Source organism: Amycolatopsis oliviviridis (genome assembly GCF_014654365.1).
Taxonomy (GTDB): domain Bacteria; phylum Actinomycetota; class Actinomycetes; order Mycobacteriales; family Pseudonocardiaceae; genus Amycolatopsis; species Amycolatopsis oliviviridis.
The window spans coordinates 416982-432470 of sequence record NZ_BNAY01000007.1 but is presented as its reverse complement, the minus strand read 5'-3'; the positions used below and the strand labels follow the sequence as shown (position 1 = coordinate 432470).

Annotated in this window: 14 protein-coding genes and 1 pseudogene; all 15 read right to left on the bottom strand. The window is 67.3% G+C overall.

The genetic code is table 11. The features are described 5' to 3' along the window. Positions 1 to 10: 10 nt before the first annotated feature. On the bottom strand, positions 11 to 541 hold the full coding sequence (locus IE302_RS29565; protein WP_229907996.1) for a type VII secretion system-associated protein: 531 nt from the start codon (positions 539 to 541) through the stop codon (positions 11 to 13). Next, the gene (locus tag IE302_RS29560) at positions 538 to 2844 is read right to left on the bottom strand and encodes a hypothetical protein (protein WP_229907995.1); all 2307 of its coding nucleotides are present in this window, start codon (positions 2842 to 2844) and stop codon (positions 538 to 540) included. The genes IE302_RS29565 and IE302_RS29560 overlap by 4 nt, the downstream gene beginning before the upstream one ends. 55 nt (positions 2845 to 2899) lie before the next feature. After that, on the bottom strand, positions 2900 to 5524 hold the full coding sequence (locus IE302_RS29555; protein WP_191257699.1) for a helix-turn-helix transcriptional regulator: 2625 nt from the start codon (positions 5522 to 5524) through the stop codon (positions 2900 to 2902). A 241-nt stretch (positions 5525 to 5765) separates the two neighbouring features. Further along, positions 5766 to 6386 (bottom strand): helix-turn-helix transcriptional regulator, encoded by a 621-nt coding sequence (locus IE302_RS29550; protein ID WP_191257698.1) that lies wholly within the window; start codon positions 6384 to 6386, stop codon positions 5766 to 5768. 65 nt (positions 6387 to 6451) lie between these two features. Continuing rightward, on the bottom strand, positions 6452 to 7087 hold the full coding sequence (locus IE302_RS29545) for a helix-turn-helix transcriptional regulator (protein WP_191257697.1): 636 nt from the start codon (positions 7085 to 7087) through the stop codon (positions 6452 to 6454). 333 nt (positions 7088 to 7420) lie between these two features. Next, a pseudogene (locus tag IE302_RS29540) lies at positions 7421 to 7876 on the bottom strand (peroxiredoxin); the annotation flags it as partial. Positions 7877 to 7908: 32 nt separating this feature from the next. Next, positions 7909 to 8292: a thioredoxin family protein gene (locus tag IE302_RS29535; RefSeq protein WP_191257695.1), complete on the bottom strand. Its 384-nt coding sequence runs from the start codon at positions 8290 to 8292 to the stop codon at positions 7909 to 7911. Between the two features lie 46 nt (positions 8293 to 8338). Continuing rightward, positions 8339 to 8950, bottom strand: a complete 612-nt coding sequence (locus IE302_RS29530) for a GTP-binding protein (RefSeq protein WP_191257694.1) — start codon at positions 8948 to 8950, stop codon at positions 8339 to 8341. 25 nt (positions 8951 to 8975) lie between these two features. Further along, complete coding sequence (locus tag IE302_RS29525; protein WP_191257693.1) at positions 8976 to 9416, bottom strand: roadblock/LC7 domain-containing protein; 441 nt, start codon at positions 9414 to 9416, stop codon at positions 8976 to 8978. Between the two features lie 30 nt (positions 9417 to 9446). Further along, positions 9447 to 11285: an ATP-binding protein gene (locus IE302_RS29520; protein ID WP_191257692.1), complete on the bottom strand. Its 1839-nt coding sequence runs from the start codon at positions 11283 to 11285 to the stop codon at positions 9447 to 9449. 25 nt (positions 11286 to 11310) lie between these two features. After that, a complete protein-coding gene (locus IE302_RS29515) occupies positions 11311 to 11964 on the bottom strand; it encodes a DUF742 domain-containing protein (RefSeq protein ID WP_191257691.1) in 654 nt (217 codons plus the stop codon). A gap of 14 nt (positions 11965 to 11978) precedes the next feature. Next, complete coding sequence (locus tag IE302_RS29510; protein ID WP_191257690.1) at positions 11979 to 12374, bottom strand: hypothetical protein; 396 nt, start codon at positions 12372 to 12374, stop codon at positions 11979 to 11981. A gap of 30 nt (positions 12375 to 12404) precedes the next feature. Beyond that, positions 12405 to 13694 carry an NAD(P)/FAD-dependent oxidoreductase gene (locus IE302_RS29505; RefSeq protein WP_191257689.1) on the bottom strand — a complete coding sequence of 430 codons (1290 nt, stop codon included), beginning with the start codon at positions 13692 to 13694 and terminating at the stop codon, positions 12405 to 12407. Continuing rightward, positions 13687 to 14532, bottom strand: a complete 846-nt coding sequence (locus IE302_RS29500; protein WP_191257688.1) for a ferredoxin — start codon at positions 14530 to 14532, stop codon at positions 13687 to 13689. Before IE302_RS29500 ends, IE302_RS29505 begins: the two co-directional genes overlap by 8 nt. Next, the gene (locus IE302_RS29495; protein WP_191257687.1) at positions 14529 to 15362 is read right to left on the bottom strand and encodes a DUF4142 domain-containing protein; all 834 of its coding nucleotides are present in this window, start codon (positions 15360 to 15362) and stop codon (positions 14529 to 14531) included. The genes IE302_RS29500 and IE302_RS29495 overlap by 4 nt, the downstream gene beginning before the upstream one ends. Positions 15363 to 15489: the final 127 nt, after the last annotated feature.

Sequence of the window (15489 nt, the reverse complement as noted above, 5' to 3'; positions counted from 1 at the left end):
CCGGGGAGGATCAGGCCTTACCGTCCGCGGCGGTCCTGATCACGTCGGCGACCACACGCATAGCGGCCGTCGTACCCGGATTCAGCAGCACATCCACGTCCCGCGCGGGCAGCGTGGCGGCCAGTTCGTCGACGGTGGTGTCCTTCCACGCCCCGTCGTGGCCGGACCGGGCCCGCGCGACAAAGGAACTGGTCACCTGCACACAGGGAACGCCGTCCGGTGCGGAGCGGAGCACCGCCGTCCCCGCGCCGTCGACGGCGATGCCGAGGACGCCGTCGCGCAACACCGGGATGAGCTGGTCCGAGACCGCCTTTCCCGTTGACAGCGCGCGCAGGACGGCATCCACGGGATCGAACGGTGATTCCGCCGAACGGGGTCGGTAGTACGGGTTGGGCTGGAACCGGCCTCGTTCTCCCGCGTCGCCGACCTGCCAGCCGCCCATGACGGCGTCCACCGGCGGCCCTTCCGCGTGTTCCTCCGCGGCCTCGAACGCCGGGTCGACCAGGAGCATGAGCTTGCCCACCGGCTCTCCCACGCTCACCTGGCCATCCGCTCGTCGTCCCGGTGGTCCGGCACCTCCGCGAACCCGGGGACGCGGCTGAACCTGTGCCGGTGGGCGATGGGCACGGTGGAGCCGCGTCCGCCGGTGCGCTTGGCGAGCTTCCGAAGTGACGACCTCACCAGGTCGTCCCGGGCCTTCCCGCCCGTCCCCTTGCCGTCTCCGCCGAGCTCGACGTCAGCCAGTTCGCGCATCAGGATCACTCCCCTGTCCCCTTCTCCAGGCTCGACGACGTCGAGCACCTTGAACGCGGTACCGGGTAGGAAGACGACCCGCCCGGTCACAGCGTCGTCCGCCGGTTCGATCGGCGCGGTGAGCCGCCCGGTCAACGACCACACGACGAGATCGGCGGTACCGGTCTCGTCCTCGGTGGGCGCGGTCAACAGGTGCGAGAATCCCCAATCACGCACCACGGGCAGGGTCTTCAGCAGTTTCCACACCCGCGGGCCCGGATCCACCGCGGTGATAGCCGCGGCGTTGCGGTGGACCGGCATCTTGTGCAGACCGGCGGCCGCACAGCGGGCGAAGGACACATGCGTGCCGTCGGTCCCCGCGCGCAGGCCTCCGTCCACGTCCGGATCGTGCCGAGCGAGATAGAGCCCGGCGGCTACAGCTTCGATCAGTCCGCTTTCCGAAGTCCGGGGGTGGGCGGAGAAGCGGCGCAGAACCTTCGTCATCCGTTCCGCCAGCGCGTCGAACTCGTCCTCCCGGTTCTCGCGGACGACGCTCCCGTGCGCCTCGAAATCCGGGGCGAGCGGCCAGGCTCGCGACTCCGGTGGCGGTTCCGGTTGCAGGATCGGCGAGCCGGTCTCCAGCTCCACCTCGGGCATGGTCTTGGCAGGGTGCTCCAGCCGGGTGGTTCGCTCACCGTCGGGCTCCAGGCGGGCGCGAAGGTCCGTCTGGGACGGGATCGCGGCGACAGCGGAAGGCGGTGAGGCCACCGTCTGTTCGTCGTGCCGACGCAGCAGCCGTGAAAGCCGTGGCAAGGGAGACAGCGGTGTCGTGAGGTCAGGAGCGAAGGCCTGCCGCCTCTGAGTCCTCGACGGCGACGGGAGTGGTACCGGAATGGTCCTCTCTCGGAGACTGCTCTCCTGCCGGTGGAGTATCTCCGCCACGAGCGTGGTGACCGCCTCCTCCTCAGGATCGTGGAACACCAGCACCCCGCCGGGATCCGGTGCCATCCGCCGGATCTCTCCCGCTCGCGCGTGTTCACGCGCGGAACGAAGCCATAGCCCGGCCTGCACGACTTCGACGAGCGCCTCCGAGCGATGCCGGTAGAGCCCCGGCCCGACTTCGGTCAGCTCGCCCGGGGGCCGACGCCACCGACGAAGCTGGGGAGCATCCGGTTCGGCCGCCTTGCCCCGCCGAGGACGAAAGGTCAGCTGTTCGGCGAAGGTACGGACACCGTGCGATCCGTCGCGCAGCATCGTGAAGACGTCCGGGCAGTCGGGCGAACCGACCGGGAAGCCTCCGTGGCACACGACGCCCACGCCCAGTGCGTCCGCCAGCGCCTGACCGGGTTCCTCCCCCGCCGGCGCACCGATCGCGCCGTAGCAGAGGAACCGCACCCCAGCGCGAAGGTCGGGCGACAAGGCCGCCCACCACTGGACCACGTCCGCCAGAGGGAGCGCCGGTATCCCGTGGCCACCGAGTACGACGGTCAGCTCACGGGAACGGACGCAGAGCCAACGGGTGAGCTTCGCCCGCCCAGCCTCCAGCCAGGGCTCCGGTCCGTCGGGCCGAAGCCAGACCCCGGCGGGTAGTGGCTCTGCCGTCGTCGAGCGCCCCACCCGGTACGAATCAGCCGCGATCAGGCCTTCCCAGTCCGGTACCGGGAACCGCCTGCCGACCCTGGAGGGCTTCTTTCCCGGCGCGCACGCAACCCAGCCACGGCTGCCGTCCGGTGGCAGGAAAACGAGTCCGTTCGCGCTACTCAGGACCTGCCCGTCGGGATAGAGCACCGACTGGCCGAGACGGTTCGAAAGCCACGCGGAAGACTCGAGATCGATCTCACCCGCCGCCTCGGACGGGAGCAGACGTAGCGGTTTCCCCGCCGCCTCCACGGCTACTGCCAGCGTCTCCCACAGTGCGGTGGATCGCCGGGCCGCGGGAACGTCCACGAGGACAAGCGTGTGTTCATGATCCGGTGGCAACGACATGGCCAGTCTGCCCGCCTGGACGGTCATCCCGTCGGCCTCGAACACGACCGTGGCCGTGCCAACCGGTTCGCAGTGCACACGCGGTTTGCGGCGAACCAAGCGCGGCACTTTCAGCAGAAGCGACATCGGATTCGCCTTTCGCGTTGCTCGAGCGGACGTGCGTGCGGACCGGGCGGGAACTTCAGGCGCCGACGGCGTCCGGGTGCCTGGCGAGACCTGATGTCGCGAGGCCGTACCTCGTCCGGCAGCCGGCCTTCGTGTAGAGCCTGGTCAGGTGCTTTTCGACCGTCTTCTCGCTGATCCGTACGGCCCTGGCGATCTGTCGGTTGGTCCGGCCGCCGCGGACCAGGCCGATGATCTCCAGCTCGATCTCGGACAGCTGTCCGTGATCGTCCGGTCCGGCGGTCGTGTCCTTCTCCGGAGCGAGCGGCCGGGACTGCTCGCCGGGGCGGGTGGTCTCGTAAATCTCGCGTAACCATCGTTGCGGGCAGCCGGATTCCCGCGCCGCCGCGGCTTCGCTCAGCAGGACAAGGCCGTGCCGGTCCCCGCGTCTCCGGACGAGCTTCTCCGTCACCCGGATCCCGGTTTCGTCACCGGCCGCGAGACCGCGCACCAGCGTCATCAGTTCGTACGAACGCCGGGAACCCCGCAGGCCGTGCCATTCTTCAGCGAAGTCCACGACAGCGCGACGGAGCTCGGCTCCGAGCCGGTTGGCGAACCAGGCAAGCCGCAAGAGCAGACGCGCCGCGCCGACCTCGTCCCTCGTCCCGGGGTGATTCCGGTAAGCACGTCGCCCGATCTCGAACGCCTCGCGGACGGCTCCGGAATGGTGCGTGAGACCGGCGTCCACCCAGGCCTTCAGAAGCGGAAAGCCCCCGTCTTCGGGCACTGTGGCCAGCCACGCGGCGGCTTGGCGGTGCTCACCTCGCCAGCCGTGCATCTCAGCCGCGAGCAGCCGGGCCCGCTCGCGGCACAGCTCGTCCGCGTTCTCCTGCAGTTCCAGCTCCCGGACGGCTTCAAGCGCTTCTTCCCAGCGTCCTTCCGCGTGTCCGGTGAGCGCGCGGTGGTAGTCGGCGAGAGGGCCGGAGACGGGTACGCGGTAATCCCGGCCCAGCACGGCGCGCAGGATCGGGACCAGGTCGCGGACTGCGCAGGCGTCGGCGAGCCAGGCGTCGAGGTGCCCACCGTGGCCGAATCTCCGGCCGGGCCGCGGCGCGGCGAAACTGATCCGCCGCCACACCGGGAGCAGATGGTCCGCCACCTCGTCTGGGCCGATCCGGCCGCCGTCGAACCAGCGATCGCTGAGCCCGAAAGCCGCCGCGGACACCGCGTCCCGGCTCAGCGTGCCGCGGACCGCTGCCGGCACGGGGCAGCCCAGGTGCACGGACGCCAGCACGGCCGCGAAACCGAGTTCCTCACGTTCTCCCGCGTCCGGCTCGCCGTGCACCGCTTCGGCGGTGAAGGCGGCAAGGCGCGCGTAGTCGGCGATGCGGACCAGATGACGGACGAGTTCCGTCTGGCGGTCGGCCCGGCCAGGGCCCTCACCCTGGTGCCACCAGGCCGCATAGAGGTGGTCGGTGCGTTCGGGAGAGTCCGCGGCGAGGGAGCTTTCGGCGGACCGGAGCGGACCGACGAATTCAGCACGGCGCGGCAGGTCGTTCCCGGCCGCCGCGATATGCCTGGTGATATCTTCGCGGCCGCTTCCCAGCGTCTCCCCGGTGCCGGTCAGGCGCAGGACGATCTCGCTCCGGAGCCGCCGGTGCGCCTCATCGGTCTCTTCCCTGGCGACAGTGTTACCCATGGCGGGTACCTGGCAGCGGATCCTCCCAGTGGGTTCGCAGTCGAGGAGCCCGGCGCGGACCAGCTCATCCGCCATCCGGCCGACCGGCATCGTCGGCCGTCCACCGTCTACCAGCAGCCGCAGATCCTCGGCGTACAGACCCGCGGGACTCGTCGCGAGCGCGACCAGCCGCCTACCCACGTCACCGAACGGCACCAGATTGGCGAAGTAGGAGTGCCCCACAGGCAACGTGATGGGCTTTTCCTTGGCACGCAGGCAAACCAAACCGTGAACGACCTCGAAACGGCCGCTCTCACGCAGTTCGGCCGCGGTCGACAGCACGGCGGCCGGGTTGCCCCACAGAGGACCGAGCGCCGTCCGGAGAGCCTGCTCGGCAATCGGCGAGACCGGTGCGTTCAACCTGCGCCGCAACAGAAGTGACGTGTCCTCCAGCGTGAGCGGGCCGAGCTCCACCGTGTGGGTCTCCGTGCCGTCGAGGAGGTCTGGGCATTCCGCGGACGTCGTCCGGCACGCGGCGATCACCGCATGGCCCGCGCGGTGTATCGAAGCCACCATCGGCACGGGATCGGGCAGGCGGTCGACGTCGTCGAGGACGATCGTCACCCGACCGGTCCTGCTCAGCTGTGTGAACAGGGTGCCCAGGGCGTGCAACAGGCAGAACCTCTTCCACGGATCGGAATAGGCGTCCTCCGCGCACAGCCGGCTCACGGTCTCGATGGTCTCCGGCAGCCGCGTGTCCGCGACGAAGTCCTCGTACCGGTCGCGGACCGCCGCGAGCACCTCGGTGACGCCGAACAGATCCCAGTCGGGCCGGTCGCTCCGCGAAGGCACGGCGAGCACCGGATTCCCGCGTTCACCGATCACGTGCGCCGCGTTCGCCAGGAGGGCGGACTTCCCGCTGCCGGGCAAGCCGTACACCAAGGTCACGCCCGGCATCGAGCGTTCCTCGACGAGGACGGCGAGCTCCGTTCGCTGTCCCACGAGCACTTCACCCTGACGCGTCATCCCGCCGTTCCTCCGAATCCGGCTCCTCGGGCGATAACCCGAACCTTCCGCTTCTTCCGCGGATCAGCCTGATTTCAGCAAGAACGACTCAACGAAAACTCTATGCACCCCGGGGGCGCTGCCAGTACGGCTGGAGTGTAAGGAAAAAGCCGGCACGGAAGACCCGTGCCGGCTCACACCGGTGAAACCTCGTGATCCACCCGGGCAGCGCGCATCCCAGTCCGGATCGGATCGCTGTGGATCAGATCACTCCGGCCTGCATCGCGTAGGCGACGGCGTGCGGGCGGTTGCGCAGGTTCAGCCTGCTGGTCAGCTCGTAGACCACGTTCTTGACCGTACGCTCCGAGTAACACAGTTCCCCGGCGATCTCCCCGGTGTCGCGCCCCTCCGCCATCAACCTGAGCACGTCGACCTCGCGCGCGGTGAGTCCCGCCGCACCGAGGCCGCGCGGCGCGAGCACTTCATGCTGCAACCGCCGGATGTTGTCGAACAGCTTGCCGAGCATCTCGGGCGGAATGAGGCCCCTCCCCGAAGCGGCGGAGAGCACCGCCGAAGCCAACCGGTCCTCCGAGATCCGGTTCCGCGGCAGGACGGCGACGACGCGGCATTCCACCGCGCTCACCACGTCACTGTCCTTGAGTTCGCCGGTCACCAGCACCTTGGGCACCAGTTCCCGGCCCTGGCTCCGGAGTTCGGTCATCACCTGTGGCGTCATCCGGTCGACCTGGACCACAAGAACGTCGCGTTCGGTCAGTTCCGCCGCGTCGACAACGACCATTTCGTCGCGTGCAGACAGAAAACTGGCCAGCCCGGAGTGAGTGATCGGGTCGACTGCGCTTATTCCTACGCGTACCGGTTCCATGTCGTTTCTTCCGTGATCACGGCGGCGCAAGTGGAGCACCGCGCGGACGAGTGAAAAGGATCGAGTCAGATCACGCCGACCCGCATGGCGTAGGCCACCGCCTGTGCCCGTGAATTGAGGCGCATCCGGGCCATCCAGCCGTAGAGCACGTTCTTCACCGTACCCTCGGAATAGCTGAGAATCCCGGCGATCTCGTCGGTCTGATAGCCGTCGGCGATGAGCCGCAGGACATCACGTTCCCGCGCTTCGACGCCAGTCAGCGTCAATCCCGCGGGTGTGAGCACCTGCAACCGAAGCTGGTTCAACTGGCTGAGAAGGATGCCCTGCAGGCGAAAGGGAATGAGCGCGGCCCCGCGGTGCACCGCCAGCACCGCCGAGGCAAGGGTGCTCTCCTTGATCTCGTTCCGGGCCAGCAGGGCTGTCACCCCGCACTCCACCGCGACGAGCATGTCCTCGGACCGGAACCTATCGGCGACGACCACGACCCGGGGCCCCTGCGCACCGCCGGCGCTTTGGAAGCGGCGGAGGAACGAGAAGGTGCTGCTCCCGATCACGTCGTCGGCGACCACGACGATGACGTCGGGGCGACTGTCCGGATCGGGTGCGATCACCTGGAGGAGTTCGTTCGCGTCGAGCATGGCGCTCACGGCGGTTTCGGTGATCTCGTCGCCGCCGTGCACCAGGACTTTCACCAGCTCCATGCCGCCACTCCTTCCGTCCAGCTCGGACAGGAAAAGCTTTACGCGGGCCACTTCACCGGGTCTCTACTACAATCCGTTACCTTCGATCGCCAGATTTCGGAAAGATTCTCCAGTTCAACGTCACACCATAAACACAAAAGTGACTCTCAGTAGTCTTTGAGCATGTCGATACTCGGCACGGAAACCTCGACGTTCCGTGCCGTACGACGGCGGCGGCGACCGGCGCGCCTCTGGCGCTGGTGTCCCTCCCTACTGGTCGGGGTTCATCGAGATCCAGGCCCCGGGAGCGGCCGGAACCGTGACCAGGGGCGCCTTGCGGCTCTGCGGTCCGAGAATGCGGACGACCTCGTCCTTCCAATGATCCTGATCACGGGCGACGTCCTCCTTCTGGACCTGGGCGAATCGAATGATCCCCTCGGTGTCGATGAGGAAGGTCCCCCGGCGGGCGACGCCGGCGGAATCGTCGAAAGTGCCGTAGGTCGTAGCGACCTCGCCATGCGGCCAGAAGTCCGACAGCAGCGGGAACGGATACCCCTGCTGCTCGGCCCAGGCGTTGAGGCAGAACGGTGAATCGACCGACACGCCGATGATCTGCACGTCGTACTTCTGGTACAGGTCGACTTCGTCGCGCAGCTGACACAGCTCTCCCCGGCAGATCGGGGTGAACGCTCGCGGGTAGTACACGAGCAGCACGTTCTTGTCGCCGGCGAAAGACGACAAGGTCACCGGCTTCGAATGACTTCCGTCAAGCGTGAAGTCCGGCGCCCGGGAACCGATTTGGATGCCCAAGGCTCACTCCTTACAGGTTGTGATGGATGCGGTCAGGATTGACTCAGACCAGCCTGGACGGACTTGCGCACCTCTTCGACCTTGATCGCCCGCGCCTGCCGGATCACGTCGTTCAGCGCGTTCTCGCTCAGCGATCCTTCGTGCGTGAAGATCACCGCGCCGCCACGCATCACCGCGATGGTGGGGATGGACTTCACGTTGAACGCCGCCCCCAGCTCTGGCTGCGTGTCGGTGTCGAGTGAGGCGAAGATGACGTCGTCGTGCTGTTCCGCCGTCTCGTGGAAGACCGCGGTGAACGCCTGGCAGGGCCCGCACCACTCCGCCGAGAGATGGATGACGACGACGCCGTCCATCTTGGTGATGTCGTTGAACTTCTCGATGTCCAGATCGACGATTTCTTTGTCGCTGACTCCCATTTCGTCCCTTTCCTTCCCCTGGGGGCCGGTGTGCCCCGAAGCCCGCTCACGCCATCGAAGGCTCAGCCACCTGTTCCACGCGCTTCATGACGTGCTCGATGAGTCCGAGCAAGGTGTCCTTGACCTCGTCCCGGTCCCGGGCGTCACAGCGGAAGATCGGAATGGACGGATTGATGGCCATCGCGCGCCGCACGTGTTCGAGCGGGTGGTGGAGAATCCCGTCGAAGGTGTTCACGCCGATGACGTAAGGGATGTTGCGGTTCTCGAAGAAGTCGACCGACGTGAACGAGTCCGCCAGACGCCTGGTGTCGGCGAGGACCACCGCGCCGATCGCGCCGCGGACCAGGCTGTCCCACATGAACCAGAAGCGCTCCTGACCCGGCGTGCCGAAGAGGTACAGCAGCAACTCGTCATCCAGCGCGACCCGGCCGAAGTCCATCGCCACGGTGGTCGAGCCTTTGTACGGAAGCCGTTCGGTGTTGTCCAGCTTGCCGCTCGCGACGGTCATCATCGCCTCGGTGGTGAGCGGCTTGATGTCGGAGACCGCGCCGACGAACGTCGTCTTGCCGACCCCGAATCCCCCCGCCACCACGATCTTCGAGGTCAGCAATGACTTCTTCCCGGTCTTCCCGGTGGAGCCGACCCTGTCGTTGCTCATCTGAGTTTTCCTTCCGATCCAGGGACTAGTTGGCCCGGCCGCCTGCCGTCGCGGTGGCTTCCTCTTCGTTCGCACGGAGTTCGGGGGTCAGCATGTGACCGAACCGGTCGACGAGCAGCGTCATCTCGTACGCGATCTGACCGATGTCGTAGCCCGGGTCGGCCAGGATGGACAGGCAGGACCCGTCGCTGATCGCCATCAGCAGCATGGTCCCCGCGTCCATCTCGACGATGGTCTCGTTGACGTTGCCGGCTTCGAAGCAGCCGGCCGCGCCCTCTGTGAGGCTGACCAGGCCGCATGCGACCGCGGCGAGCTGGTCGGCCCGGTCCTGCGGGAGAGTGCTCGAGGAAGCGATGAGCAGGCCGTCGGAAGAGACCGCGACACCGTGCGCGACACCGGGGACGCGGTCGACGAAGTCGTTGATCAGCCAGGCGTACTCGCTCAAGGCCTCATCTTTGTCAGTCATGATGTTTCCTTTCGAATTACCGATTAACCGTCAGTTGTCGACTTCCAGGACCGTCCAGCCACCGGAATGCGTTGGGGTCCCGCGCATACGGGCTTCCTGTTCCTTGGCCTTCTGCACGCCCTGCTGATAGCTCGACAAGCGACGCCTGGTGTATTTCGCGTCCCGTTCGATCGGTTTCGCCGCTCGCCCGTTCCCGCCGTCGGTTCCGCTCTGCACGCTGCCGTGGATCAGATGCGCACCTTTCTGGCGCAGCGGCAGCCCGTCTTCGGTGTAGGTGTACTCGTCGGCGTGAGCGGCGCCTTCCGCCTTTCTCCAAGCACTGTCCACGTTCGTCTTCCAGTCGTCCACGGCGTCCTGCGCCGTCTCGGGACCGTTTCCCCGCGCACCCGAGTCCAGCCTCGCCTGCCGGGTCGCGCTCCGTGCCTGGAACCAGCGGGACGGTGTCCGCCGGACCGGCCCCGCACCTTCCGGAAGCCCGGTGGACGGCTGGGGAATCCGCGTCGGAAGCTCGCCGGGAACGTCCGAATGAGCCTGCGCGACGAGGTCCGGCGACTCCGCCATGACGGTCGGCCGGCGCGCCACATGTGCCTTCCGTTTCCTGCTGTGCCAAGGGGACGGACGTCGGACCGGCGCGGCCTCGTCGCCCGACGGCTTCTCCGGGCGTCGTACGGTGACCGTCATCGGCACCGCGGAATCGCCCCGGCCTGCCCGGTTCGCCACAGCACGCGGGCCCATGGTGGAGCCGCGGTTCAGGTCACCCGGCAGGGTGGCGCGGACCTCGTCCTCTTCCAGCAGGGCCGAGCTCGGCACCGAGATCAGGGCCGAGACGCCCTCCACCTCGTCACCACCGAACAGTTCGACCCGGAATCCGTGACGTCCGGCCAGCCTGCCCACCACCAGCAGACCGAGCCGGCGTGAACGGGCGATCTCCGCGGCCCCCAGCCGCCGCAGCTGCTCGTTCGCCTTACGGATGTCCAAGTCGGACATACCGATGCCGTTGTCGATGACGCCGATCGACAGACCGCGGTGCCGGGCCAATTCCGCCTTCACCGTCACCTGTTTGTCCGGCGGGGAGAACGACGTGGCGTTGTCCAGCAGCTCGGCGACGATACGGATCAGGTCACCGGCGGCGGTGTTCGACACCCGGATCGACGGCGTGCTCAGCAGCCGGACCCGTTGGTAGTTGTCGATTTCGGAGATCGAGGCGCGGAGCAAGTCGTTGACCGGGACAGCGTCCCTGGTCTTGCGCATGAGTTCGGTACCCGACAGCACGAGGATGTTCTCGTTGTTCCGGCGCATGCGCATGACCAGGTGGTCGAGCTGATAGTACCGGTTGAGGTCGGCCGGGGTCCGGTTGCTGCGTTCCAGGCCTTCGATGATCTGCAGCTGGCGCAGCAGCAGTGTCTGGGTCCGGCGGAACGTGTTGACGAACACGTCGGCGTAGCCGGCGCGGATCTCGTCCTGGTCCGAGGCGAGCCGCACCGCCGTGTCGCAGAGCTTCCCGACGTCGTCGACCAACGTCCTCAGATGTTCGTCGGAGACGGTGGGCAGGCGCATCTTCAGCAGTCGCGCGTCCCTGTTGTCGATGGCCTCCCGCATGATCTCGGGCAGGTGCTGACGCCCGACCTGATCGACCTCACGGCGCAGCTCGTCCAACGATCGCCGCGTCCGTCGCAGCGTCGTGAACGTGGCCGCGCCGACCCCGAGTGCGCCGAGCGCCAGCGGTATCGCCAGTAACGGAGGCCACTCCGCCGGCAACCACACACCGACGGCGCTCAGGCTCGCCACCGCGATCAGTGCAGCGCAAAGGACGATGAAACCCGTGAGCAGCGGGTCGATGCCGCGTCCTCGTTTCGCTTCGTCGTTCATCGTGCCTCTCCGTCAAAAATGCGTTTCAAACCAGCCGTGACAGTCCTCGATGGACACGACGCAGCAACTCGATGGACGGCAGGCCGTCTTTCGTCGGCAGCGCCGAACTGTGCACGCGAAGAAATCCCCTGTCGATCCCTTCTCCGATGAGCATCTGCGTCAGCCCGATCGGTGCCCCGATCCCGACCGCGATCTCCGCGACCGATTGGGGGGTCACGCAAGCTCGGCAGACCAGCCGCTGGTCCTCGCCCAAGGTGGCGATCGGCAGCGTCGAGTACGGCCGGGTGGTCTCGATCACGGTCTCCAGGGCGAGGTCGTGCCGCATCCCCGGTTGTGTGTCGAACCCGAGATAGGGGCGGACGAGCGCCGTCTGGTCGTCGACCTCCAGCAGAAGGTCGATGCCTTCGACGTCGTCGTAGCCCTCCGGCGAGACGATCCGGCAGGAGGTCCGGGACACGTAGTCGTCCGCGGGTTCCTCCGGCAGCGTGATCGGCACGACCGCGGTCATCACCTCGACCACGACGGAATGCTGCCCGGTCGAGGTCGGTTCCTCGTGCGGCTTGCGATCCCGGAAGTCGTGGTCGGCCCATTCCGCGTAGTCGGACCAGCCGCCGAACCGGACCGCGTCGGGCTCGGCCCGTCCCATCGCGGGGATGTGGCGATCCGTCGCCAACCCCACCCGCTCTTCTCTATTCATCGCCCCTCCGGCGTATGACCGGCGGCCGCTCCCGTGTGCTCGGGGTCGGACCGCCTGCTCGAGGACGTCGGCGTCGGCGACGGCGGGGCGGATTCCCCGGTCGCTTTCGGCGGGTCCGGTGGTGAAGCGGAGGTTTCCGGCGGCGCCATCGGGTCCTTCTCCGGCGTCGCCCAGGCCGTCGCGATCTCCGTCGCCGGGACCGGCGCCCGGATGATCCGCTGTTCCTCCCGGTAGGGCAAAGGAACAACGATGAAGCGGTAGTCCGGGGTGTCCACTGTCAGCAGGGACAGGCCGGTCGTCTGCGACGAGAAGTTCGGTGACTGCTGGATCGCGAGCGCGGCGGCTGCGGCCAGCGCGGCGACGGAAAATATCGCCAGCACGTTCGGTCGCATACGATGTCCTTTCGATTCGGGGCGTTCGCGCTAGACCTGAAGGAATTCAGGCACGGAGCTCGCCCTCGTCGGTCCGGATTGGCCGTTCTTGAACTTGTCCTCCGGCTCGCCCGCGGATTCCGTCCGCACCCGTCCACCGACAGGTGCCTTGTCCACGAAGCTCTTCGCGTAATGCAGCACCGCCGCCGAGTTGTCGAAGCCGATGACACCGACGAGCTTCTTGTCCCGGTAGTAGCCGGTGAGAGAATGCCCGCCCGGTGTCGTCGGGTCGATCGGCTCGCGTTCGGTGCCGACCGCCGGCATCCCCGCCGCCTGCAACCGCAGACCGTGCTGTTCGGACCAGAATCTGGGCACCGGCATGAACGGCACCGCCGATTCCCGCCCGGTCAGCAAGTTCTCCGCCGACGCCCGGCCCATCTCGATCGCGTTGGTCCAGTGCTCGACGCGACGCGGCTTGGTGTCGAAGCGCAGATTGGGCCAGCTCGCGACGTCACCGGCCGCGACGACGTCTTCCATACCGGCGACGTGACAGGTGGGGTCGCACACGACTCCGTTGTCCAGCGTGGCCCCGGAATCCCGCAGCCACGACACAGCCGGGACCGAGCCTGCCGCGACGACGACGAACGCCGCGTCCAGCTGCCGTCCGTTGGAGAGGCGGAGCTGAACACGCGAGGAGCTCGCACCCCATTCCTCGACCTTCGTCCCGAGCTGCAGCTGGACCCGGTTCCGCCGGTGCAGTTCGGTCAGCCGCTGCGCGTGCCCGGGGTCGAGCAGGTTGTTCATGAGCAATTTGGACTGTCCGATGAGGACGACGTTCTGCCCGAGAGACCTGATGCTCGACGCCACTTCACAGCCGATGAAACCGGTACCGATCACCGCTATCGGCGCGCGGGCACCGGTCAGCGCCTGGCGCAAACGCTTGCTGTCGGAGATCGAACGCAGGACCGCGACCCGCGAACCCGCCCTCATCGCCCCCGGAAGGCTGCGTGCTTCGACCCCACTGGCGATGATCAGCCCGTCGTACTCGAGTTGTTCGCCGCCGGGCAGGTGCACGACCCGCTTCTTAGCGTCGAGTTGCGATACCACCGTGTTCAAGCGCCACACGGCGTCGAGGTCGTGCGTCGGCGCGGTGAGGATTTCCTTGAGACCGAGTTCGCCGGTCAAGAACTGTTTGGTCAGCGCGGGCCGGTAGACCGGCATCGTCGACTCCGAGCCGATGATGACGATTTCCCCGTCGAATCCCAGCTCGCGCAGTCGTTCCGCCGCGCACATGCCTGCCAGTCCTGCCCCGACGATCACGATCCGTGGCAGCTCACTCATGATGGTTCCTCCCTTCCAGTTGGATCGCGCGCATCGGACAGGCCCGCGCCGCGGAGATGACATCCAGATTCCGGGTGAGTTCCGGATCCTTCCGGTACGCCAGACGGCCGTCCTCGCGCAATTCGAATACGTCCGGGGCCTCCGACTGACAGAAGCCGTAGCGGTGGCACCGTTGGTTGTCGACGTGCACCCTCAACGGCGCCGTCTTGACGACCTGGTTCTGTGTCGCGGGGCCATCACCCACAAGACCGATCTTCACCAGCACGTTCGCCGGGAGGAACCGGACCGTGGTCAGCGCGACCACCGGGGCGAGCACGGTGAGACCGCCGAGCCACACCAGCTGCAGGTTCCCGTTCGCCCAGGCGCCCCACCAGGAATGCACCACGCCCAGGGTGATGGCCACATAGGCGGTCTGATGGAACCGCAGCCAGTTGCGATACCGGAGAAAGCGGTGCATTCCCGCGGTGATCAGGATGGCGACCATCAGATCCATGGAGATGATGCCGAGCGCGTGCCGCACGTAGCCATTGAGGAACGGGATGAAGACCTGGGTGCCGACGACGACCTGTTCGTCCAGGCTGACGATCGCGAAGGCATGCACGATGACGGTGGCGATGGTCGCGGAGGCCAGCATGATGTGCCCGGCGCGCAGCGCCTGATGCCCGGTGATCCGCCGGACCCAGCCGGTGGCGGTGAGGATGCCCCAGCACAGCGTCAGACACATGGCCAGGTAGGCGATCCGCGCGGAGAAGGCCGCGACGGTCCGGGCACCCTGGTCGAAACCGGTGTATCCGGCGGCCAGGACGGGTTCGGCCGAGGCCAGAACTGCGATGCTCATTCGATGCCCACCCCGTCTTCGGTCGCTTCCTCGGTCTGCCGTGACGCCAGGCGGATGACGACGAGGGTGCCCACCGCGGCGGCCAGTGCCACCCCGCCCCCGAAAGCCCATTCCGCCGTCGTAGGCGTCGGCTGGTACTCCGCGTCCGTCGCGGAATGCACGGCCAGTGAATCCAGGTTCGCCAGGCCGGTGCTCTCCAGCAGGGCCATGTGCCGGGCGACGTACTCGGTCGCCACCTGGGCGAGAGAACGGACGACGTCGTTCTGCGTCGTCGAGCGGACCGTCGCCACCTTCATGTAGACGGAGCCGTGAGCCGCTCTGGTCAGCTGGACGTAAAGCCGGTCGCGCTCGTCTCCGCTGGCCGCCTCGATCTGCTTGCGCCAGCCCTCTTGCTGCGGCGTGGCCGACAGTGGCAGTTGCACGTGGAGCCGGGCGGCGGCGGCCTCGTTGTACATGTTCAGCGCGTGGTGCTCCTTGGACAGTTGGGCACCGACTGCCTTCACCTTCGGATTCTTGCTCTCGTTGGCGATGAGCTCGCTGGTCGGCGCCTCCCAGTACCCCGCCTGGGACACCGCGACGAGCACGGCGATGTCGGCCGGATACAGCGGGCCGAAGGGGGCTTCGAAGTTCGTACGCTTCTGGTGGTCCAGGCCGGGAACGTCACCGTGCCATCCGGACGTCGCGGAGATTCCGCAGGACGAGAGCAGACCGACCAATGCGGCGACGGCGAGGACCCGGGGAAGTGAACGCCACCACCGGGCCCGGGAATCACGGGCAGCGCCACGCGGTGTGCGCGTGTCGTGCGCGGCTGGCCTGCGATAGCACCTCATGCTCCGCACTCCGTTCGGTCTATTCGCTACCCAATTCGTGTGAATCACGAACGTGATGGCTCAATTACCCTCCATCGACCGCCGAGGCGGAAGCTGACCTTCCATAGTCGGGATGTTCGGATAATCT

Bases quoted from the DNA above. Each gene is read 5' to 3' on its own strand.
- IE302_RS29560 (WP_229907995.1), bottom strand. From the start codon at position 2,844: ATGTCGCTTCTGCTGAAAGTGCCGCGCTTGGTTCGCCGCAAACCGCGT.
- IE302_RS29555 (WP_191257699.1), bottom strand. From the start codon at position 5,524: ATGACGCGTCAGGGTGAAGTGCTCGTGGGACAGCGAACGGAGCTCGCC.
- IE302_RS29550 (WP_191257698.1), bottom strand. From the start codon at position 6,386: ATGGAACCGGTACGCGTAGGAATAAGCGCAGTCGACCCGATCACTCAC.
- IE302_RS29545 (WP_191257697.1), bottom strand. From the start codon at position 7,087: ATGGAGCTGGTGAAAGTCCTGGTGCACGGCGGCGACGAGATCACCGAA.
- IE302_RS29535 (WP_191257695.1), bottom strand. From the start codon at position 8,292: ATGGGAGTCAGCGACAAAGAAATCGTCGATCTGGACATCGAGAAGTTC.
- IE302_RS29530 (WP_191257694.1), bottom strand. From the start codon at position 8,950: ATGAGCAACGACAGGGTCGGCTCCACCGGGAAGACCGGGAAGAAGTCA.
- IE302_RS29525 (WP_191257693.1), bottom strand. From the start codon at position 9,416: ATGACTGACAAAGATGAGGCCTTGAGCGAGTACGCCTGGCTGATCAAC.
- IE302_RS29520 (WP_191257692.1), bottom strand. From the start codon at position 11,285: ATGAACGACGAAGCGAAACGAGGACGCGGCATCGACCCGCTGCTCACG.
- IE302_RS29510 (WP_191257690.1), bottom strand. From the start codon at position 12,374: ATGCGACCGAACGTGCTGGCGATATTTTCCGTCGCCGCGCTGGCCGCA.
- IE302_RS29505 (WP_191257689.1), bottom strand. From the start codon at position 13,694: ATGAGTGAGCTGCCACGGATCGTGATCGTCGGGGCAGGACTGGCAGGC.
- IE302_RS29500 (WP_191257688.1), bottom strand. From the start codon at position 14,532: ATGAGCATCGCAGTTCTGGCCTCGGCCGAACCCGTCCTGGCCGCCGGA.
- IE302_RS29495 (WP_191257687.1), bottom strand. From the start codon at position 15,362: ATGAGGTGCTATCGCAGGCCAGCCGCGCACGACACGCGCACACCGCGT.